Raw genomic sequence first — 19,161 nt, 5'->3', positions numbered from 1 at the left:
GCTAGCCCGTGGCCGAAGTCCCACCGCCATCGGCCAGCAGGTCCTCACCTTCCCGTTGCTCCGCCCAACGGCTCCGCTGCCGTTCCCACCCCTCCAGGGCGGTCAGGCAGGCGTGGTCCAGGTGGCGCAGGCCGCTCAGCTCCAGCCGCACGGGGCGGTCCGTGGGCAGCCGGTCCAGGGCGTCCAACAACTTGGGCAAGCGCAAGAAGGTCGCGTTCCCCAGCACGTCCACCCGCAAGGCCGACCCGTCCGCCTCAAGCACCGTCTCGATGTGCACGTGGGAGGTCTCCCAGGCCGATTTGGCGACAGCCAGGGCCAGTCCGAGCAACACCCCTTCGAAGAGGTTCGTGGCCACGATCGCGCCGGCCGTCACCACCAGCACCACCGCTTCCCCCGGGTGTGAGCCCACAGGGCGCGCACCGTCCGCACCGGTAGCAGTTTCCACCCCGCGTGCAGCAGCACGCCTGCGAGGGCGGCCAGCGGGATCGCCCCCAGCGCCGTGGGCAGCAAGACGGCGAACAACAACAGCCAGCCCCCGTGCAACACCCGAGAGGCCCGGGTGCGGGCCCCGGCCTCCACGTTGGCCGCGCTCCGCACGATCACCGCGGTCATGGGTAGTGCACCCAGCAGCCCGCACACGGTGTTTCCTACGCCCTGCGCCACCAACTCGCGGTCGTAGTGCGTCCGCGGCCCCTCGTGCATCCGGTCCACAGCGGCAGCGCTGAACAAGGTCTCCGCCGAGGCGATCAGCGCCAGCGCCAGTACGGTGCCGAGCGCACTCACCGACCACAGGGCCCCCAGGTCCTCCACGGTCGGTGGCGCCACGGCCGAGAGGACCCCGGTCACCTCCACCTTCGCCACCGGCAGTCGCAGTAGCGCGGCTGCCGCAGTCGCCGCGACCACCCCGACCAGCGCCCCCGGAGCCATCCGGGCGAGCGTGGGGAAGCGTCGCCACACCACCATGAGAGCGATCGTGCCGGCTCCCAACCCGACGGAGCTCCACTCCACTTCGGCGCCCAGTGTGAGGAAGCCCCCGAGTTTGTCCAGAGTCCGACCCGGCGCCCGGACATCCCCGAGCGCGTAGAGCTGTCCGGCGATCAACACCAACCCGATGCCCGCCAGCATTCCCTGGACCACCGCCACCGAGATCGCCCTGAACCAGCGCCCCAGCCGCAACGCGCCCATCACCACCTGAACCACTCCGGCGGCCAGTACCAGCATCCCCAGCGCACGCAGCCCATGGGTGTGTACGGCCTCGTACACGAGCACCGTGAGCCCTGCGGCGGGTCCGCTCACCTGAAGGGCACTCCCGCGAAACCAGCCCGTCACCAGACCTCCGACGACACCGGTGATCAGCCCCAGTTCGGCAGGCACCCCGGAAGCGACGGCCACCCCCACACAGAGGGGCAGTGCGACGAGCGCGACGACCACCGATGCTCCGAAGTCGGCCCGTAAAGTGCTGGCCCCAGGCATATGAAGGCTCCCTGTCCACGAGGTTGACGGCCTTCAGGAGCCTGGCCTGTGGGGCCTCTTCCCCCACAGGCCCCACAGGGGTCGCGCCGAAGCGCACGCCGCACATGCGCGGATCGTGGTCACAGCACGCCCCGGAGCGTGCCCGGGAGCGCGAAACGGTGCAGACCGGCCGAGGAGTTCCCGGTGGCCTACCCCCGTGAGAGCGTCCCGGGAACGAGCGGGGGCCGTGGCGGCGGTCGAGCCACGCCGACGGACCAGTTCTACCTCACGGTCACACCATCGTGGAGGTACGCAGGGAGCCCGGCCGAAGCGGCACGCTTCGACGCGTCGAAGCGGCGGCAGAGGCGATCTTGAAGAAGTGCGGCGGTGGTCGGGTCGAATCCCGAAGCTTGAGTCACGCGGCAACCCCGCTGAGCGCACGCGGGTGCCGCTCGCCCGCAGCCATTCCCAAGCGGATCGCGGCCTCTGCCTCGCGCTCGGACAGACCCGCGTGCCGGGCGGTCTCGGCGAGGACGGCGGCGACCTGGGCGCGGTCCAGTCGGCCCGCACCGCACAGGGTGCCGAGGTTGAACGCGGCTCGGTTGAGGGGATCGTTATGGGTACCGGGCTGGCCTACCCGCATCTGTGGCCGGACGAGCAGGACACAACGAGGGCGGCAGCCGAGTCCGTACTCGGTGATGTGCCCCCGTTGTGCCCTGCTCGCTCAGCCTGACCGCGTTGGTGCAGGTCAAAGGAGATCGTCAGCGGTAGTTCACGAACTGGATCGCGAAGTCCAGGTCCTTGCCCTTGAGGAGCTGTTGCACGGCTTGGAGGTCGTCGCGGCTCTTCGAGCTGACCCGTAGCTCGTCGCCCTGCACCTGTGCCTTGACGCCCTTCGGGCCCTCATCGCGAATGATCTTCGCCACCTTCTTGGCGTTCTCCTGGGAGATGCCTTCCTCGATCGTGGCGAAGATCTTGTACTCCTTGCCGGAGAGCTGCGGCTCGCCGGCATCCAGTGCCTTCAGCGAGATGCCCCGCTTGACCAGCTTGGTCTCGAAGACGTCGAGGATGGCCTTGACCCGCTCCTCCGAGTTCGCCTCCATGAGGATCTTCTCGCCGGACCAGGAGATCGAAGCCCCGACGTTCTTGAAGTCGTAGCGCTGCGAGATCTCCTTCGCCGCCTGGTTGAGGGCGTTGTCGACCTCCTGCCGCTCGACCTTCGAGACGATGTCGAAACTGGAGTCGGCCATGTCCTGTGGCTCCTTGAAGTCGGATGTGAATGCTCAGACGGTCGTGCGCCCGGACGCTGCCGGACCGCTCCGCAAAGCCTAGTGCTGTGACCGGGATGGTTCACCGGGTCGTTCTCCCGGCCGTGGAGTCGGCCACCGCCGGCGGCCGGAGCGCTGATCAATCCGGTGGCGGAGCACCCCCGAGCATCAGGTATCGTTTACGTCGTTGCCACGGAGCACCACCGCGAGGGGGGCTCGAAGGCGATATCCCATGGCGGTGTGCCCGAGTGGCCAATGGGAGCGGACTGTAAATCCGTCGGCTTAGCCTACCCAGGTTCGAATCCTGGCGCCGCCACATGGTAGATACGGCCCCTGATCTGCGTAAATGCAGATCAGGGGCCGTATCTGTGCCCGAGGGGTGCGCCGTACCGCAGCCCTCCTGGAGTTCCTCGGGTGGCGTCGGTCGGGCTGTGTGAAGAAGCCGGGCGTCCTGCCTGGCGTAGCCCCTGTCGGCCCGAGGGCGACAGGGGCTACGGCTCCCCGAGGGACGGCTGCCCGGGGCCACCCCGTCAGGGGTGGCCCGCCCAGGCCCCGTCGGAGGGTCCCCCCGCCGGCCGGCTGGCCCACCGGAACGGGTGCCGCGCGCCACTGTCCAGTTCGTGGGTGGGGCGGCACGTGGTGGGGATGGGGATGTCCTGGGGGAGGACGGGGAAGTACCCCGCCAGTCGCACCGCGTGGAGCATGCGGCGCGTCCTGAGGGGCAGGCAGGCCAGCCAGAGCCGCTTGCCGTACAGGTGGAGCCTGCGGTCCGTTTCCAGCAGCGGCTGCGCCCCGCTGCTGTCGATGAAGGAGACGCCGCACAGGTCGGCGACCACGTCGCGACCCTCGGCGTGCAGTGTGGCGTTGTGGAGTGCTTGCCGCATCAGAGGAGCGGTCTTCAGGTCCGCCTCGCCGTAGAGCGCCACGAGGGTGCGGTGCTGATGCACGGTGTTGATCGCGTGAAGGTGCATGCCGGCTCCAGCCATAGGCGGGGTGGGAAGTCCGCCGAGGTCTGGAGCGGCACCTGATGTGGTGCTCGCCGGAGGAACAGCGAGCCCGTGTAGTTGCCACGTTAGCTGTCCGGTGTGCCTGATCGCCGGGCATCGTGAGAAATGTGGGTGGATGTTCGAATTTCTGTCGCCGCCGGCTCGCACGGGCGCGGGCACCGGTGGGCCCGTCTGGCCGGATTCCACCCGGTCAGCCTTCATCTGCGGTGCGACCTGGGACGCGCCCGCCCTTGGAAACGGCGGAGCCCGGCCGTGTGACGACCTGGAGGGCCACGTCGACGAGCTTGCGGTTCTCCTCGCGAGCGGTGGTGCGTAGCGCCCGGAAGGCCTCGTCGAGACTGGAGTTCAGGCGGTGCGCCAAGAACCCCTTGGCCTGCTCGATGATGACACGGCTGTCCAGGGCGTGTTGGAGCTGTCTGGCCAGTAACTCCCGCCGTTGCGAAGCCCGTTCCTGGAGGATCCCTATCGTGGCGATGTCCGCGAGGGCCTGCCCGAGCATGGCGTTGCGGTCGTCCAGGATGTCGGCCCTGCCGCAGAACAGGTTGAGCGCTCCGATGACCTGCCCGTTGTGCCGCATCGGCAGTGCGCACACGCCGTGGAAGCCCTCCTGGCGGGCTGCCTTGGCGAACGGGGGCCAGGGGAGGGCGCTCGCCGGAACAGTGGGGTCCGGGTCGCTGTAGTCGATCCGGCGCTGCTCGGTGTAGCAGGCCACGCACGGACCCTCGTATCCCTGGAGTTGTAGGAGTTCGAGCAGTCGGGCCTTCTCGCTTGAGGCCGCGATCAGATGGAGGCGCCCCTGCGGGTTCGTCAGCAGGATGCCGGCGGCCTCGACGTCGAGCAGGGACACACAGTGCCCTGCGAGCCGGTTGAGGAATTCGATGATGTCGAAGTCTTCGACGAGTGTGTCCGCAAGGTCGACGAAGGCCGAAATGAGGGCTTCTTCGGTTGCCATGGTGCGCGCCTGCTCACTCTTCCTCGTTGTGGTCGGTGGATCGGTCGTGGTCGTGTCCGTCGTTGTCCTGAGGCTCGAAGGTCACTACTCCTTCCAGGAGTTGTTCGGCGATGCTGGAGAGCGGCAGCCCCGCGCTGAACGCGTGGGCGCGAAGCCTTGAGAAGGCTTCCTCGATGGGTACGGCCATTTGCGAGGCCGCCATTCCGGTGGCCTGGTAGATCTTGAGGCTGTCTTCTCCCACCCCGAGGGCGGCTCGTTCCTGGCCGCCGCTCTGCTGGGAGAGTGCGAGGAGCTGGTCCAGTGCGATCCCGGCCAACAGCATGGCGTCGCCTGACTGCTCCTGTGCGAGCGGGCCGGGCCGGTAGCGGTAGAGGGACAGGGTTCCCAGCCGTACGGCTCCCACCTGGAGCGGGAACGCGAACACCGCACGTACGCCCTCGCCGTGGGCCAGCGGGGCGAAGCCGGGCCACCGGTCGAGCAACCCGGGATGTGACAGGTCGGGGTGCATCGCGGGGTCCCTGGCTTCCCAGGCGTCGACGCTGGGCCCCTCGCCCACGGTGATTTGTAAGTCCTCCATGACCGCGGACGTGCGATCCGTCGTATGGAGGGCGCCGCGCCGTTCGCCGCGGCCGATGAGGACGGCTGCCGCGTCGACACCGCAGATGCTCACAGCGGCTTTGCAGATGGTGCTCATGTCGGGCTCGTCTGGTGCGGCGAGTTCCCGGAGCGACCGACGCAGGTCCGCCGCGCGCCGGGTCATTTCCTCACCGTCCTTTCCGGACGGGTCGTTGGTGTGGTGGCCCAGTGCCCCCCTGGGAGGTCCCTCCGCTGTGCGATTCTTCAGGGGATGCTCATTGGCTGCGGTAGCCATGGGCGGGACGGATGCACTGCCACGAAGATTCATCGTCGTTCTACCTCCGAACTCCCACCCTCGCCCGATCGGCGGCGCGGGGGAGCGGGCTAAAGGGGCAGTCGTGACAGTCGAACAGCCCCGCCGGGCAGACCGAACAGATCACCCGGAGGGACCGAACGGCCTCGAACGCCCGGTTCGGATGGCGGTGCCAAGGGCGTACGAGCCCGTCCGTGGAAGTGCCGGGCATCGGGGCGTTGACCAGCATGGACGAGTAGCCGCGCCCTCCCTTGACAGGTCCTCGGCTGGCCGGAGCGGGAGGGGCGGGTCAACATGAGGTGTGCACACTGACGTGTTGATCGTGGGCGCCGGACCGGTGGGACTGACCGCGGCCGTGGAACTGCGCAGACGCGGCGTGGACTGCCGCCTCGTGGATCGGCTGCCGGCCCGACTGCCCTACGCCAAGGCGGTGGGCGTCCAGCCGAGGACCCTGGAGATCTGGGACCGGATGGGGCTGGTGCGCGCCGCTCTGGAAGCTGCCCTGCCCATGCGCGGTCAGCTGATCTACGCCAACGGCGTGGAACGGGCCCGGATCGAACTGGGCCTGCCGCCGGACGTCCCGTACGGTTTCGCGGCCCTGCCGCAGTACGAGACCGAGCGGATCCTTGAAGAGCACCTCGGGCGTTTCGGCACCCGGATCGAGCGGGCCACCACACTGGTGTCCTTCGCTCAGGACAGCCACGGGGTACTCAGCCGGCTCACCGGGCCCCAGGGCGAGGAGTTGGAGGTGCGGTCCCGGTACCTCGTCGGTTGCGACGGTGCCCACAGCGTGGTTCGCAAGTCGCTCGGGCTGACCTTCGAGGGCGGCGCGTTCCCCGAGGAGTACATGCTCGCCGACGTCGAGGTCGATTGGACCCTGCCGCCCGACTACGGCGTCCGGGCCACCCACCGCGATGCGCAAGGGGTGGTGGACGACCTCCTGGTCTGCATTCCGTTGCCCGGCGAGCACCGCTACCGGGTGTCGGCGATGGTTCCGCCGGAGCTGTCCGTCCAGGGCGGGAGTACCGGCCGTGATGAGGTGGCGCATGGTCTGGAAGGCGGGCGCGCACCGGGGTTGCAGCACATCCAGGCGGTTCTCGACCGGCTCGCCCCCGAGCCGACGACCGCGTCCGCACTGCGCTGGTCGTCCGTGTTCCGGATCAGTCACCGGCTGGTGGACCGCTACGGGAAGGGCCGGGTCTTCGTCGCCGGGGACGCCGCGCACATCCATCCCCCGACCGGGGCCCAGGGGATGAACACCGGCGTCCAGGACGCCTACAACCTCGCGTGGAAGCTGGCCCTGGCCCTGACCGACACGGCGCACCCCGAGCTCCTCGCGAGCTATGACGCCGAACGGCGCCCTGTCGGCGAGGAGGTCGTGGACCGTACGGTTCGGCACGCGGTCGAGGGCATCGAGGCCGATTCCGCGGATCCCGAGGATGTGTTGGTGCGCGAGGCCCAGTTGCTCGTGGGCTATCCGACGAGTCCGGTGGTGGGCCCCGCCACTGTGGCCCAGGCCGGTCCGGCGGCCGGCGAACGGGCCCCGGACTGCGGTGGTATGACCGGGTCCATCGCCACGTACCCGATGAGGCTGTTCGACCTGCTGCGGGACCGAGGCCATCTGCTGCTGCTCTACGCGGATGCGGCAGAGGATGCGGCGCTGCTACGGGAACTGGCTGCTGTGAGCAGGGGGTTGAGTCGAGGCGAGGTGGAGCCCTGCACGCTGTTGGTGCCCGGTGTCCCGGCAGGGGGGTTCCCCGGTCCGGTCTACCGCGACGGTGCGGGCGAGTTCCGGCGCGGGTACGGCGTGGAGCGTTGTGCGGCGTTCCTGGTGCGCCCCGACGGCTACCTGGGGACCCGACTCAGCCCGCCGAGCGTGGCCGCGTTGTCGGAACACCTGGAAGGCGTCTTCCGGCTCTGAGGCCACCCCGAGGGGCCGACGCCCCGACGACCACAAGCCCTCCGCGGCCCGGGTTCGTCAGTTGCCCGCGATGTCCTTGACCGCCACGCTGACCGGAGTGGAGCCGGAGACGAGTTCGAGGGTCAGGCCCGCGGTCGCGGGCGTTTCGACGAGCTCGGCGAGCACGGCCGCCACGTCCTCCCGCGGGATCGGGCCGCGCCCGGTGCTGGCTTCCAGCCGGACCAGGCCGCTGCCGGGAGCGTCCGTGAGCCCCCCGGGGCGCAGGACCGTCCACCCCAGGCCCAGCCGAGTGCGGACGTGGTCGTCAGCCGCCCCCTTGGCCCGCAGGTAGACGTCGAACACCTCGTCTCCCCGGCGGTGGGCGTCGGCGCCCATGGAGGAGACGATCAGGAAGCGGGACACGGCAGCCCGTTCGGCCGCGTCGGCGAAGAGGACCGCCGCCGCGCGGTCCACGGTGTCCTTGCGCGCCACTGCGCTTCCGGGGCCGGCACCCGCGGCGAAGACCGCCACGTCGGCGCCCTGGAGAATGGCGGCGACCTGTTCCAGCGGGGCCCGCTCCAGATCGCAGTAGACCGGTTCGGCCCCTGCTTCGCGGAGGTCGTCGCCCTGCTGCGGGTCGCGGATGATCCCCGCGACCTCGTGGCCGCGTGCGGAGAGCATCCGCTCCAGTCGCAGCGCGATCTTTCCGTGTCCACCAGCGATGACGATGCGCATGTCACGACCGTACGCCGTGCTGCCGCTACCCGCCCCGACAACCCGCCTGGGTGCGTGTCAACGTCCCGAGGCGGGGCACCCGCGTCGGCGCCGTGCACACGCCCAAGGGCACGTCGCCGCCTGTGCCCTACGGCTCAGGCTCGGGGCGGGACTGGCGTGGCAGGTCCAGGGCCACCGCGACGGCGGAGTCGCAGTACTCGCGGACCGCGCTGGTGCGGGCGACGATCCGGCCCCGATGGACGACGATGCGGCTGTAGCCGAGGGAGAGCGCCCCCGCGACGCTTTCGCCGCGCACGGCGAGCAGCTCGGCCGGGAAGCCGGCCTCCACTCGGACCTCCGGCAGGCCCATGGCCGCCCGGGGCGCCGCGCTGACCGCGCCGTACGCATCGAGGGGGCGCAGCCCGCCCTGGGAGGCGAGGAGGTAGGCGGCCTCCAGCGGGTCGCCCCGCCCGACGGGGTTGGCGGCGTCGCGCAGGGCCCCGCTGCCCGCGGCGATCCGCACCCCGGCGGCGCGGAGGAGCCGTACGGGCGCCGGTCGCGGTGAGCGCGGCTGTTGGGCCCCGCAGCCGCCCTGGGGAAGGCAGGTGACGGTGACTCCGGCGGCGGCGAGTTGGTCGGCGGCGCGCCGGGCGGCTTCCAGGGGGAGACGGGCGAGTCCGGCGCAGGGGCCGAGGGTGACGCCGGCGCGCAGGCCGCCGGCTTGGGAGGCGAGTCGAGCGAGTCGGGCGGGGTCGTCGGCGTCCGTGTGGAGGTCCGCGGGAAGGCCGTGTTCGGCGGCGAGGTCCAGGACCGCTTCGGTGAAGCCGGAGGGATCCGGGTCCAGGTCGGGGCAGCCTCCGACCACCGCGGCGCCCATCTTGACCGCGTCGCGCAGCATGGCGAGCCCGTTGGCGCCGGCCAGGCCGGTCAGGAGCCTTGGCATGGCGGCGGCGGTGAGGTCGGTGAGCCCGCGCAGGGAGCGGCGGGCTTGCAGGACTGCCGCCAGCGGCCCCAGGCCGTGGGGTTCACCGAGGCCCACGTGGGCGCGCATCGCGGTGGCGCCGTGTCCGAGCTGGAGTAGGGCGGCTTCGGTGGCCCGGCGCTGTACTTCCTCGGGTTCGTGGGAGACGGGTCCCTCGGCGTCCGCGGTGAGGGCGGTGTCGGCGTGAGCATGGGGTTCCGCGGGGGCCGGCAGTAGGAGGTATCCAGTCAGATCGATGCGAGTGGCAGGGTGGGCGGGGAGGCTGCCGGCGGTGCCGACGGCTTCGATCCGGCCACCAGAGAGTTGTACGTCGACGTTGCGGCCGTCGGTCAGCCGGGCCCCGCTGAGCACCAGCGTCGTCTGCTCCGGGCCGCCGTCGCTGCTTCCGTCGCCGCGGGGGCTGTTGTGGGCCGGGGGCTGGGGCTGGCTGTCGGGCATCGCGGGCTCCTGAAACTCGGGCGTTCCTGGACCGGCCGGGATCCCGGCGACCGGCCCGGCAGGGGGTGGCGGCAGGCGGGTCGCACGTCAAGATCGCTCAGCGCGGTCCGAGCCTACGGGCTGGTTGGTGTTCGGTGGTGGACCAGCGCGCGGCGCAGGACGCGGTGCGTCGCCGACCGGCGGACCCCTGGCGGGCGGCGCGCAGGCGCGGCGGGGCGTGCTCGGTCCTGCGCGGAACGGGCTGGTGAGAGGCGGATGGGGCCGCTGAGGTGGGTGCGTTAACGGATTTGGGCGTTCGGCGAGGGACCGTGTAATGTCTTCATCGCTCGCCCCAATAGCTCAGTCGGTAGAGCGTCTCCATGGTAAGGAGAAGGTCTACGGTTCGATTCCGTATTGGGGCTCTGGTGTGAGAGGTTCCCCGTCTTCGGATGGGGAACGGATCACATCAAAGCGGTGTAGCTCAGTCGGTAGAGCAAGCGGCTCATAATCGCTGTGTCACCGGTTCAAGTCCGGTCACCGCTACACGTAGTAGCCGATTGTGGGGTCGGTCCTCCGGTCGGCTACTGTTGTCTGCGTTCATCCGTCCATCCGTCAAGGAGCACTCACGTGGCTGCCACCGACGTCCGCCCGAAGATCACGCTGGCCTGCGTGGAGTGCAAGGAGCGGAACTACATCACCAAGAAGAACCGGCGCAACAACCCGGACCGTCTTGAGATGAAGAAGCACTGCCCGCGCTGCAACTCGCACACTGCGCACCGCGAGACCCGCTGATCCAGCGGTATCGCGTAATACAGGCACAGGCATGAGGTCGTCCCCCGTTATCGGGGGGCGGCCTCGTGTCGTTTCCGTTGTCGCGGGTCGGGTGCACCGGCCGGTCGTTCGTACTGAAATCTGGAGGAAGTGAGCCATGGCGCTCGACCAGTCCTTCGTGGGGCGGTCCTACCCGCCCACCGATCCCTACGAGGTCGGCCGCGAGAAGATCAGGGAGTTCGCTGAGGCGATCGGTGATGCCAATGCGGCATACGTCGACGCGGACGCGGCCAAGGCGCTCGGGCACCTCGATGTGATCGCCCCGCCGACCTTCGTTTTCGCGATCACCTTCAAGGCGGCGGGGCAGGTCATCGAGGATCCGCAGTTGGGCCTCGACTACAGCCGGGTGGTGCACGGCGACCAGAAGTTCACCTACACGCGCCCCGTGCGGGCCGGCGACCGGCTGTCGGTCACCACCACCATCGAGGGGATCAAGTCGCTCGCCGGCAACGACATCCTGGACATTCGTGGCGAGGTGCACGACGAGTCCGGACAGCACGTGGTGACGGCCTGGACCAAGCTGGTGTCCCGGGCGGCGGAGGACGGTCCCGCCGTATCCGGTGAGGGGAAGTGACGCAGATGGCAGCGAAGGTCTCTTACGAGGGCGTCGAGGTCGGTACGGAACTGCCGGTGCAGTCCTTTCCCGTGACGCGCGCCACGCTCGTGCGGTACGCGGGAGCCTCCGGCGACTTCAATCCGATCCACTGGAACGAGAAGTTCGCCAAGGAGGTGGGGCTGCCGGACGTGATCGCGCACGGCATGTTCACGATGGCCGAGGCGATCCGGGTGGTCACGGACTGGGTCGGCGACCCGGGTGCCGTGGTCGAGTACGGGGTGCGCTTCACCAAGCCCGTCCTGGTGCCGAACGACGGCGCGGGCGCGGTCGTCGAGGTCAGTGCGAAGGTCGCCGCCAAGCTGGAGGGCAACCGGGTGCGGGTGGACCTGACGGCGATGAGTGCCGGGCAGAAGGTGTTGGGTATGTCCCGCGCCGTGGTCCAGCTCGGCTGACCACCGGGCTGGCGCGGGTTTCGTCGGGGCTGGGTGCGAGCCCGGCGGGGGCGGTCGATCTGGGTCGGCCGCCCCCGGTGCCGTGGTGGGTGCCCGCGAACCCGCTTGACTCAATTAGTGATTGACCACTAACTTAAGTTCATGGTCAGGATGAGCGCGGAGGAGCGCCGGGAGAGCGTCATTCGGGCGGCGATGCACGAGTTCGCCCGGGGCGGTTACCACGGCACCTCCACCGAGGCGATCGCCAAGCGGGTCGGCGTCTCCCAGCCCTACCTGTTCCGGCTCTTCCCCAACAAGCAGGCCATCTTCCAGGCCGCCGCCGAGCGCTGCATCGCCGAAACCCGGCGCGTGATGGTGCAGGCGGCGGACGGGTACGAGCCGGAGCAGGCGTTGGCGGCGATGGCTGACGCCTACACGCGGATGATCACCGAAGAGCCCGACCGGCTGTTGATGCAGATGCAGGTCTACATCGCCGTGTCGGCCGCTGAGGCCGCCGGTGACCACGAGTTCGGGGCCGTGATGCGGGCGGGTTGGCTGGAGCTCTGGGAGTCCGTCCACCTCCCCCTGGGCGCTGATGTCGCCGAGACCACGACTTTCATGGCGCACGGGATGTTGATCAACACCCTGGTGGCCCTGGGGTATCCGCAGGGACACCGGGTGTGGGCAGGTTTCCATCCGGCTTCCCGAGGTGTCGACCCCGACGGTGAGGGTGCCGGCTGACCGTGCCCGCGTCGTCGGGGTGATCGCTGGCCCCCGACCGGGCCCGGAGGGTGGCACGCGGCGGCCGGCTGGCTCCGGTCGCCCATCGCGCGCCCTTGGCTGCTGCTGGGGGTCTGGTGCGGGCAGAGAAGTAAGTGACCAATTACTAACAAGTCGTCCAGGGGTGACGCCAGCACCCCGCCACCGGCACCACACCACCCGCAGGGGGAGAGATGAACCAGAAGTCCCCGTCCACAGCCGGGCGCACCCGCGCCCTGTGGGCGCTCGTCATCACCAGCGTCGCCTCGTTCATGGCCGCCCTGGACAACCTCGTCGTCACCACCGCCCTGCCCTCCATCCGCGCCGACCTCGGCGGGGCGCTGGAGGACCTGGAATGGACGGTCAACGCCTACACCCTCACCTTCGCCGTCCTGCTGATGTTGGGTGCCGCCCTCGGCGACCGGTTCGGTCGTCGCAGGCTGTTCCTCCTCGGCCTCACGGTCTTCACGGCGGCATCCGCCGCTGCGGCGCTCTCACCCGGCATCGGAGCCCTGATCGGTGCCCGAGCGGCGCAGGGCGTGGGCGCGGCGATCATGATGCCGCTCACCCTGACGCTGCTGACCGCCGCCGTACCGGAAGCCCGCCGGGGTATGGCACTCGGCATCTTCAGCGGGGTCACCGGCCTCGCCGTCGCCAGCGGTCCGCTCATCGGAGGCAGCCTCACCGAGCACGTCTCCTGGCAGTGGATCTTCTGGCTGAACGTGCCGGTCGGCCTCGCGCTCCTGCCGCTGGCGCGATTCCGGCTGGCCGAGTCCTCCGCCCCCGACGCCCGACTCGACCTCCTCGGCACCCTGTTGGTCAGCACGGGACTCTTCGGGATCGTCTACGCCCTGGTGAGTGGCAACGCCGACGGCTGGACCAGCGCACCCGTACTCGCCGGGCTCCTCCTCGGAGGCGCGCTGACCGCGGGCTTCGTCCGGCACGGCATCCGTGGCCGCAACCCCATGCTGCCGATGCGGCTCTTCCGCGACCGTGGATTCCTCGGGATCAACCTCGGCAGCCTGCTCATGTACGTGGGCATGTTCGGCTCGATCTTCCTGCTCAGCCAGTTCCTCCAGAACGTCGCCGGCTACTCGCCCACCGAGGCGGGGCTGCGGATGCTCCCGTGGACCGCGATGCCCATGGTGGTGGCCCCGATCGCCGGGCTGCTGACCGACCGGATCGGGGCTCGTCCGGTCGTTGCGACCGGGCTGGGCCTCCAGGCCGTGGGGCTCGCCCTCTTCGCGCTGGTCCTTGAACCCGAGGTCACCTACACCGCCCAGCTCCCCGCCCTCGTCCTGAGCGGCGTGGGCATGGCGCTGTACTTCGCGCCCGCCTACGACGTGGTGATGTCCAGCGTCCGCCCCGAGGAGCGCGGCATCGCCTCCGGGGCGAACAACGCCCTGAGGGAGGTCGGCGGGGCCCTCGGTGTAGCCGTCCTGGCCGCGGTCTTCTCCGCCCGAGGCGGCTACGGCTCCGGGCAGGACTTCACCGACGGCACCGTTCCGGCCCTGTGGATCGGCGCGGGCGCGGTGGCGCTGGCCGCGGGTCTGGCACTGCTCATCCCGAGCCGGAAGGCTCGCCGCCCCGTCGCGGCCGGTGACGGTGCGCCAGGCGTCGGGGAGACGGAGAAGGAGGCCGTGCCGGCCTGAGGGCAGGCGGGGGAACGGGCCTGGGCGAGCGCGCGGCCTCGGGGGGACCGCCCAGGCCCGGCCCGTACTCTTGTCCCCGTGCAGGAACTCACCGACGCCCCCCTCGCCCCTTTGACCACCTTCCGTCTGGGCGGCCCGGCCGCCCGACTGGTGACAGCGACCACCGACGCCGAAGTGGTCGACGCCGTACGGGCCGCGGACGACGCGGGCACCCCCCTACTGGTCATCGGCGGTGGCAGCAACCTCGTCATCGGTGACAAGGGTTTCGACGGCACTGCCCTGCGCATCGCCACCCGTGGCTTCGAGTTGGAGGGCACCCGGCTGGAGCTCGCCGCCGGCGAGGTGTGGGCCGACGCGGTGGCCCGCACCGTGCAGGCGGGCCTCGCCGGCGTCGAATGCCTCGCCGGCATCCCCGGGTCGGCGGGGGCCACCCCCATCCAGAACGTGGGGGCCTACGGCCAGGAGGTCTCCAGCACCATCACCGAGGTCCTGGCCTACGACCGCACTGCCCGGGAGACGGTGACGCTGTCCAACGAGGACTGCGCTTTCTCCTACCGCCACAGTCACTTCAAGGAGCACCCCGACCGGTACGTGGTCCTACGGGTGCGTTTCGAGTTGGAGGACGCGGGTGGCCTTTCCGCGCCGCTGAAGTACCCCGAGACCGCGCGGGCGCTGGGCGTCGATGCGGGGGACCGGGTGCCCGCGGCGCTGGCCCGCGAGACGGTGCTGCGGCTGCGCGCGGGCAAGGGCATGGTGCTGGACCCGACTGACCACGACAGTTGGTCGGCAGGTTCCTTCTTCACCAACCCGATCCTGACCGAGGGCGCCTTCGAGGAGTTCCTCGTGAGGGTGCGGGACCGCCTGGGCCCGGACGTCACCCCGCCCGCCTTCCCCGCGGGGGAGGGGCGGACCAAGACGTCCGCGGCCTGGCTGATCGACCGGGCGGGCTTCACCAAGGGCTACGGGTCGGGGCCCGCCCGCATTTCCACCAAGCACACCCTGGCCCTGACCAACCGTGGTGCGGCCACCACGGCAGACCTCCTCGCCCTGGCCCGTGAGGTGGTCGAGGGCGTCCGGGACGCCTTCGGCGTGACCTTGGTCAACGAGCCGGTGATGGTCGGCGTCGAGATCTGACCCACCGCGGCGGCCCGCCGAAGGTCCGGGCCCCACCCGGGCCCGGGCCGCGGTCCCGTCGCGGCCCGGACCCGGAGGTCCTCAGTACGCCACGCCGACGGCGCGCCGGATCGTGGCCGGGGCGCGCATCAGGGACAGCATGGCGTGGGCCACGTCCGCGCGGCCTATCGAGCGGGCGCTGCGCGGATTCCCGCCGAGCACCGTGCGGTAGGTGCCGGTCAGGCAGTGGTGGGTGAGGCGGGGGGGACGTACGGAGGTCCATTCGCTCCGGCTGCGTTCCAGCTCCCACTCCATGTCGGTGAGGTCCTCGTACATGGGAGCGAAGGCTGCTTTCACCACGGGGGCGAGCAGCCGGTCCATCCACGGTTCGTCGGCGGGGGGCGCGCCGAGCGGTGCGGCGCTGACCACCAGAAGTCGCCGGGTCTCCTCCGCTTCCATCGCCAGCAGGAGCGAGCGGGTCAGTACGGTGGCGATGCCCGCGTCGCTCCGCCGGTTCGCACCGAGGGCGGAGAGGACCACATCGCGTCCGGCCACCGCCTTGCGCAGGGCTTCGGGGTCGCGTAGGTCGCAACGGAACACTTCCAGTCCGGGTCCGGAGACGGTCAGCCGTGCCGGGTCGCGCACCACCGCCGTGACCTGGTGGCCGGCGGCCAGGGCCTGTCGCACGAGTTCCTGGCCGATCCCGCCGGTGGCACCACATACGGAAAGCCTCATTGCGCACCCCTCTCCGGGTGAGTAAGTATTCACTCACCCTTAGGGTGAGTGAACGCTCACCCCTCGTCAAGCCCCACGGTCGTCTTCCGGCCGGACTCCCCGGAGGCCCCATGCAGCCGCTCCGACAACCTGCTCGCGCCCGGATCCTCGACGCCGCCGCCCACCTGATGCGCACCATCGGGCTGGCCCGCGCCACCACCAAGGAGATCGCCAAGGCGGCCGGCTGCTCGGAGGCCGCGCTGTACAAGTACTTCCCCAGTAAGGAAGACCTCTTCGTGCACGTGCTCGACGAGCGCCTCCCCGGGCTGGTGCCGCTGCTCACCGAGATGATCAAGGATCCGGGCGACCGGGACCTGGAGGAGAACCTCACCGCGATCGCGCGCAGCGCCACGCTCTTCTACGAGTCCAGTGTCCCCATCGGCGCCTCGCTCTTCGCCGAGCCGGCCCTGCTACGCCGTCACCGCGAAGGCCTGCGCAAGCTCGGTACCGGGCCCTACCGGCCGCTGGAGGACCTGGCCGCCTACCTAAGGGCGGAGCAGCAGACGGGGCGGGTGCGGGCCGAGGCCGATCCGGACGCGGCGGCGGCACTCCTCCTGGGTGCCTGTAGCCAACGGGCCCTGATCTCGCCCTTCCTGACCGAGGAGGCGGTGCGCCCGTTGGACGACCTGGACGAGTTCGCCGCAGCGATCGCCCGCACGGTGGTCCGCGGCATCGCCGCCGACCCCGCCTGAAATCCCGCCCGGGCTTCCGCGGGTACGGCCCCTCAGGCCAACCAGGCGTCGATGCCGGCCGACAGCTTCGCCTGCACCTCCGCCGGCGCCGCCGAGGCGCGCACCGACTGCCGGGCCAACTCGGCGAGCTCGACGTCGGTGAAGCCGTGGTGCCGGCGGGCGATCTCGTACTGGGCGGCCAGCCGGGAGCCGAACAGCAGCGGGTCGTCCGCGCCGAGCGCCATCGGCACTCCGGCGTCGAAGAGGGTCCGCAGCGGCACGTCCTGGGGCTTCTCGTAGACGCCGAGCGCCACGTTCGAGGCGGGACAGACCTCGCAGGTCACCCCCCGCTCGGCGAGTTTGCGCAGCAGCCGGGGGTCCTCCGCGGCGCGCACGCCGTGGCCGATCCGGGAGGCGTGCAGATCGTCCAGACAGTCCCGGACGGAGGCCGGGCCGGTCAGTTCGCCGCCGTGCGGGGCGGCGAGCAGGCCGCCTTCCCGGGCGATCGCGAAGGCCCGGTCGAAGTCCCGGGCCATCCCGCGACGCTCGTCGTTCGACAGGCCGAAGCCGACCACGCCGCGGTCGGCGTAGCGCACGGCGATCCGAGCCAGGGTGCGGGCATCGAGTGGGTGCTTCATCCGGTTCGCGGCCACCAGGACCCGCATGCCCAGACCGGTCTCACGGGAAGCGGAATCGACCGCGTCCAGGATGATCTCCATGGCGGGAATCAACCCGCCCAGCAGGGGGGCGTACGAGGTGGGGTCGACCTGGATCTCCAGCCAGCCGGCACCATCCCGGACGTCTTCCTCTGCGGCCTCGCGCACCAGTCGCCGGATGTCCTCTGGCTCGCGCAGACAGGAGCGGGCGGCATCGTAGAGCCGCTGGAAACGGAACCAGCCGCGCTCATCGGTGGCGCGCAGTTTGGGCGGCTCCCCCGCGGTCAGCGCGTCCGGGAGGCGCACCCCGTACTTGTCGGCGAGTTCGAGCAGCGTCGACGGGCGCATCGAGCCCGTGAAGTGCAGGTGCAGATGGGCCTTCGGCAGAAGCGTGAGATCGCGTGCGTGCTCCATCCGGTGATCCTGCCGCACGGACGGGAGGTTTGGGAGGGCGTTTTCCCGATCGTGCACCCCTCGAACGCGGAAGCGGGCGCCCCCCAGGTGAAGGACGCCCTCTTCCGACCTTCGGCCGCCGGGTCTCAGGCCTTGGCCTCGGCCAGCAGCTTCTGGATCCGAGACACGCCCTCGACCAGGTCCGCATCGCCCAGCGCGTACGACAGGCGCAGGTAGCCGGGTGTGCCGAAGGCCTCGCCCGGGACGACCGCGACCTCCACCTCGTCGAGGATCAGGGCGGCCAGCTCCACGGAGGTCTGCGGGCGCTTGCCGCGGATCTCCTTGCCGAGCAGTTCCTTCACCGACGGGTAGGCGTAGAAGGCGCCCTCCGGGGTCGGGCACAGCACGCCGTCGATCTCGTTGAGCATCCGAACGATGGTCTGGCGGCGCCGGTCGAACGCCTCACGCATCTTCGCGACGGCTTCCAGATCACCGGAGACCGCGGCCAACGCGGCGATCTGGGCCACGTTGGAGACGTTCGAGGTGGCGTGCGACTGCAGGTTGGTCGCGGCCTTCACCACGTCCTTGGGGCCCACGATCCACCCCACCCGCCAGCCGGTCATCGCGTACGTCTTGGCGACGCCGTTGACCACGATGCACTTGTCGCGCAGCTCGGGCACGAGCGCGGGCAGCGAGGTGAACTTCGCGTCGCCGTACACCAGGTGCTCGTAGATCTCGTCGGTGAGCACCCACAGGCCGTGCTCGGCGGCCCAGCGGCCGATGGCCAGCGCGTCGGCCTCGCTGTAGACCGCGCCCGTCGGGTTGGAGGGCGAGACGAAGAGAACGACCTTGGTCTTCGCGGTGCGCGCCGCCTCCAGCTGATCGACGGAGACCCGGTAGCCGGTGGTCTCATCGGCGACGACCTCCACCGGAACGCCGCCGGCCAGGCGGATCGACTCGGGGTAGGTGGTCCAGTACGGGGCCGGGACGATGACCTCGTCGCCCGGGTCGAGGATCGCGGCGAAGGCCTCGTAGATCGCCTGCTTGCCGCCGTTGGTGACCAGCACCTGGGCCGGGTCGACCTCGTATCCGGAGTCCCGCAGGGTCTTCGCAGCGATCGCGGTCTTCAGCTCGGGCAGACCGCCGGCAGGCGTGTAACGGTGGTACTTGGGGTTGCGGCAGGCCTCGACGGCCGCTTCGACGATGTAGTCCGGGGTCGGGAAGTCGGGCTCGCCGGCGCCGAAGCCGATCACCGGACGGCCCGCGGCCTTGAGGGCCTTGGCCTTGGCGTCTACGGCGAGGGTCGCGGACTCGGAAATCGCGCCGATGCGGGCGGAGACCCGGCGCTCGGTGGAAGGGGTTTCTGAGGTCATGCGGCCAATCGTCCCAGACCGCAATCACGGCCGGGGAACCGTTTCAGGGAACGGACCCGGAGGTTTCAGAGGACGGACCCAGACGTTTCTGTTCGACGTTGGGCTCAAGAGCACGTACACTCACCTGTCGTTGGCCTCCACTGACCACACCTTTCCGAGCACTCGGTGCATCCGGGCGGATGCGGTAGGTTGGGGCAAGCAAAGGGTCGTAGCTCAATTGGTAGAGCACCGGTCTCCAAAACCGGCGGTTGGGGGTTCAAGTCCCTCCGGCCCTGCTCCACACTCCTTCGCCGGACGTGTGCTGCAGGTAACGTACTTAGATGCACCGCCGTGCGGCTCAACCGGGCGCGGCACGGCCATGACCCGGATTC

The 19,161-nt window shown here is 70.4% G+C and carries 18 protein-coding genes, 4 tRNA genes and 1 pseudogene; 12 read left to right on the top strand and 11 right to left on the bottom strand.

Features of this window, described 5'->3' with window-relative positions; all coding sequences use genetic code 11:
- Position 1: 1 nt before the first annotated feature.
- The 3 genes and pseudogenes from ACFYMC_RS14595 to ACFYMC_RS14585 all read right to left on the bottom strand — a co-directional run bounded on the left by ACFYMC_RS14595 (position 2) and on the right by ACFYMC_RS14585 (position 2,702).
- Positions 2–1,473 (bottom strand): annotated as a pseudogene (locus tag ACFYMC_RS14595) (SulP family inorganic anion transporter).
- Positions 1,474–1,867: 394 nt separating this feature from the next.
- Positions 1,868–2,095, bottom strand: coding sequence for a hypothetical protein (locus ACFYMC_RS14590; protein ID WP_388523962.1), 228 nt, complete (start codon positions 2,093–2,095; stop codon positions 1,868–1,870).
- Between the two features lie 118 nt (positions 2,096–2,213).
- Complete coding sequence (locus ACFYMC_RS14585; RefSeq protein WP_019888686.1) at positions 2,214–2,702, bottom strand: YajQ family cyclic di-GMP-binding protein; 489 nt, start codon at positions 2,700–2,702, stop codon at positions 2,214–2,216.
- Between the two features lie 252 nt (positions 2,703–2,954).
- Here ACFYMC_RS14585 and ACFYMC_RS14580 point away from each other — a divergent pair.
- Positions 2,955–3,036: transfer RNA gene (locus ACFYMC_RS14580), tRNA-Tyr, on the top strand.
- 214 nt (positions 3,037–3,250) lie between these two features.
- Here ACFYMC_RS14580 and ACFYMC_RS14575 read toward each other — a convergent pair.
- The 3 genes from ACFYMC_RS14575 to ACFYMC_RS14565 form a co-directional block, all read right to left on the bottom strand.
- Positions 3,251–3,691 carry an STAS domain-containing protein gene (locus ACFYMC_RS14575; RefSeq protein WP_388523959.1) on the bottom strand — a complete coding sequence of 147 codons (441 nt, stop codon included), beginning with the start codon at positions 3,689–3,691 and terminating at the stop codon, positions 3,251–3,253.
- Positions 3,692–3,917: 226 nt separating this feature from the next.
- The gene (locus ACFYMC_RS14570) at positions 3,918–4,679 is read right to left on the bottom strand and encodes an ANTAR domain-containing protein (protein ID WP_388523957.1); all 762 of its coding nucleotides are present in this window, start codon (positions 4,677–4,679) and stop codon (positions 3,918–3,920) included.
- A gap of 13 nt (positions 4,680–4,692) precedes the next feature.
- Positions 4,693–5,439 carry a GAF and ANTAR domain-containing protein gene (locus ACFYMC_RS14565; RefSeq protein ID WP_388523954.1) on the bottom strand — a complete coding sequence of 249 codons (747 nt, stop codon included), beginning with the start codon at positions 5,437–5,439 and terminating at the stop codon, positions 4,693–4,695.
- A 442-nt stretch (positions 5,440–5,881) separates the two neighbouring features.
- On the opposite strand from ACFYMC_RS14565, the gene ACFYMC_RS14560 reads away from it, so the two are divergent.
- Positions 5,882–7,489, top strand: a complete 1,608-nt coding sequence (locus ACFYMC_RS14560) for an FAD-dependent monooxygenase (protein WP_388523952.1) — start codon at positions 5,882–5,884, stop codon at positions 7,487–7,489.
- Positions 7,490–7,546: 57 nt separating this feature from the next.
- Here the strand turns inward: ACFYMC_RS14560 and ACFYMC_RS14555 are convergent, their stop codons facing one another.
- On the bottom strand, positions 7,547–8,203 hold the full coding sequence (locus ACFYMC_RS14555) for an SDR family oxidoreductase (RefSeq protein ID WP_388523949.1): 657 nt from the start codon (positions 8,201–8,203) through the stop codon (positions 7,547–7,549).
- Between the two features lie 127 nt (positions 8,204–8,330).
- The gene (locus ACFYMC_RS14550; RefSeq protein ID WP_388523946.1) at positions 8,331–9,602 is read right to left on the bottom strand and encodes an amidohydrolase family protein; all 1,272 of its coding nucleotides are present in this window, start codon (positions 9,600–9,602) and stop codon (positions 8,331–8,333) included.
- Between the two features lie 328 nt (positions 9,603–9,930).
- Between ACFYMC_RS14550 and ACFYMC_RS14545 the strand changes: the two genes are divergently transcribed.
- The 8 genes from ACFYMC_RS14545 to ACFYMC_RS14510 all read left to right on the top strand — a co-directional run bounded on the left by ACFYMC_RS14545 (position 9,931) and on the right by ACFYMC_RS14510 (position 14,944).
- Positions 9,931–10,003, top strand: a tRNA-Thr gene (locus ACFYMC_RS14545).
- Between the two features lie 48 nt (positions 10,004–10,051).
- Positions 10,052–10,124, top strand: a tRNA-Met gene (locus ACFYMC_RS14540).
- 84 nt (positions 10,125–10,208) lie between these two features.
- Positions 10,209–10,373: a 50S ribosomal protein L33 gene (gene rpmG, locus ACFYMC_RS14535; RefSeq protein WP_003956487.1), complete on the top strand. Its 165-nt coding sequence runs from the start codon at positions 10,209–10,211 to the stop codon at positions 10,371–10,373.
- 136 nt (positions 10,374–10,509) lie between these two features.
- Entirely contained in the window at positions 10,510–10,986 is a 477-nt protein-coding gene (locus ACFYMC_RS14530; protein WP_388523943.1) for a MaoC family dehydratase N-terminal domain-containing protein, read from the top strand.
- Positions 10,987–10,991: 5 nt separating this feature from the next.
- Complete coding sequence (locus ACFYMC_RS14525) at positions 10,992–11,420, top strand: MaoC family dehydratase (RefSeq protein WP_388523940.1); 429 nt, start codon at positions 10,992–10,994, stop codon at positions 11,418–11,420.
- A gap of 141 nt (positions 11,421–11,561) precedes the next feature.
- Positions 11,562–12,140, top strand: a complete 579-nt coding sequence (locus tag ACFYMC_RS14520; RefSeq protein ID WP_388523937.1) for a TetR/AcrR family transcriptional regulator — start codon at positions 11,562–11,564, stop codon at positions 12,138–12,140.
- A 212-nt stretch (positions 12,141–12,352) separates the two neighbouring features.
- Positions 12,353–13,810, top strand: coding sequence for an MFS transporter (locus tag ACFYMC_RS14515; protein WP_388523934.1), 1,458 nt, complete (start codon positions 12,353–12,355; stop codon positions 13,808–13,810).
- 78 nt (positions 13,811–13,888) lie between these two features.
- Entirely contained in the window at positions 13,889–14,944 is a 1,056-nt protein-coding gene (locus ACFYMC_RS14510; RefSeq protein ID WP_388523931.1) for a UDP-N-acetylmuramate dehydrogenase, read from the top strand.
- An 81-nt stretch (positions 14,945–15,025) separates the two neighbouring features.
- Here the strand turns inward: ACFYMC_RS14510 and ACFYMC_RS14505 are convergent, their stop codons facing one another.
- Positions 15,026–15,658, bottom strand: coding sequence for an NAD(P)-dependent oxidoreductase (locus ACFYMC_RS14505; RefSeq protein ID WP_388523929.1), 633 nt, complete (start codon positions 15,656–15,658; stop codon positions 15,026–15,028).
- Positions 15,659–15,768: 110 nt separating this feature from the next.
- Here ACFYMC_RS14505 and ACFYMC_RS14500 point away from each other — a divergent pair, with 110 nt between their 5' ends.
- A complete protein-coding gene (locus ACFYMC_RS14500; RefSeq protein WP_388523926.1) occupies positions 15,769–16,389 on the top strand; it encodes a TetR/AcrR family transcriptional regulator in 621 nt (206 codons plus the stop codon).
- A gap of 32 nt (positions 16,390–16,421) precedes the next feature.
- Here ACFYMC_RS14500 and ACFYMC_RS14495 read toward each other — a convergent pair whose 3' ends face one another.
- Both ACFYMC_RS14495 and ACFYMC_RS14490 read right to left on the bottom strand, forming a co-directional pair.
- Positions 16,422–17,438 carry an adenosine deaminase gene (locus tag ACFYMC_RS14495; RefSeq protein WP_388523923.1) on the bottom strand — a complete coding sequence of 339 codons (1,017 nt, stop codon included), beginning with the start codon at positions 17,436–17,438 and terminating at the stop codon, positions 16,422–16,424.
- Between the two features lie 125 nt (positions 17,439–17,563).
- Positions 17,564–18,790, bottom strand: a complete 1,227-nt coding sequence (locus ACFYMC_RS14490; RefSeq protein WP_388523920.1) for a pyridoxal phosphate-dependent aminotransferase — start codon at positions 18,788–18,790, stop codon at positions 17,564–17,566.
- Positions 18,791–18,992: 202 nt separating this feature from the next.
- Between ACFYMC_RS14490 and ACFYMC_RS14485 the strand changes: the two genes are divergently transcribed.
- A tRNA-Trp gene (locus ACFYMC_RS14485) sits at positions 18,993–19,065 on the top strand.
- Positions 19,066–19,161: the final 96 nt, after the last annotated feature.

Source organism: Streptomyces sp. NPDC006879 (assembly GCF_042869595.1).
GTDB lineage: Bacteria > Actinomycetota > Actinomycetes > Streptomycetales > Streptomycetaceae > Streptomyces.
This window is presented reverse-complemented; position numbering and strand designations above follow the sequence as displayed.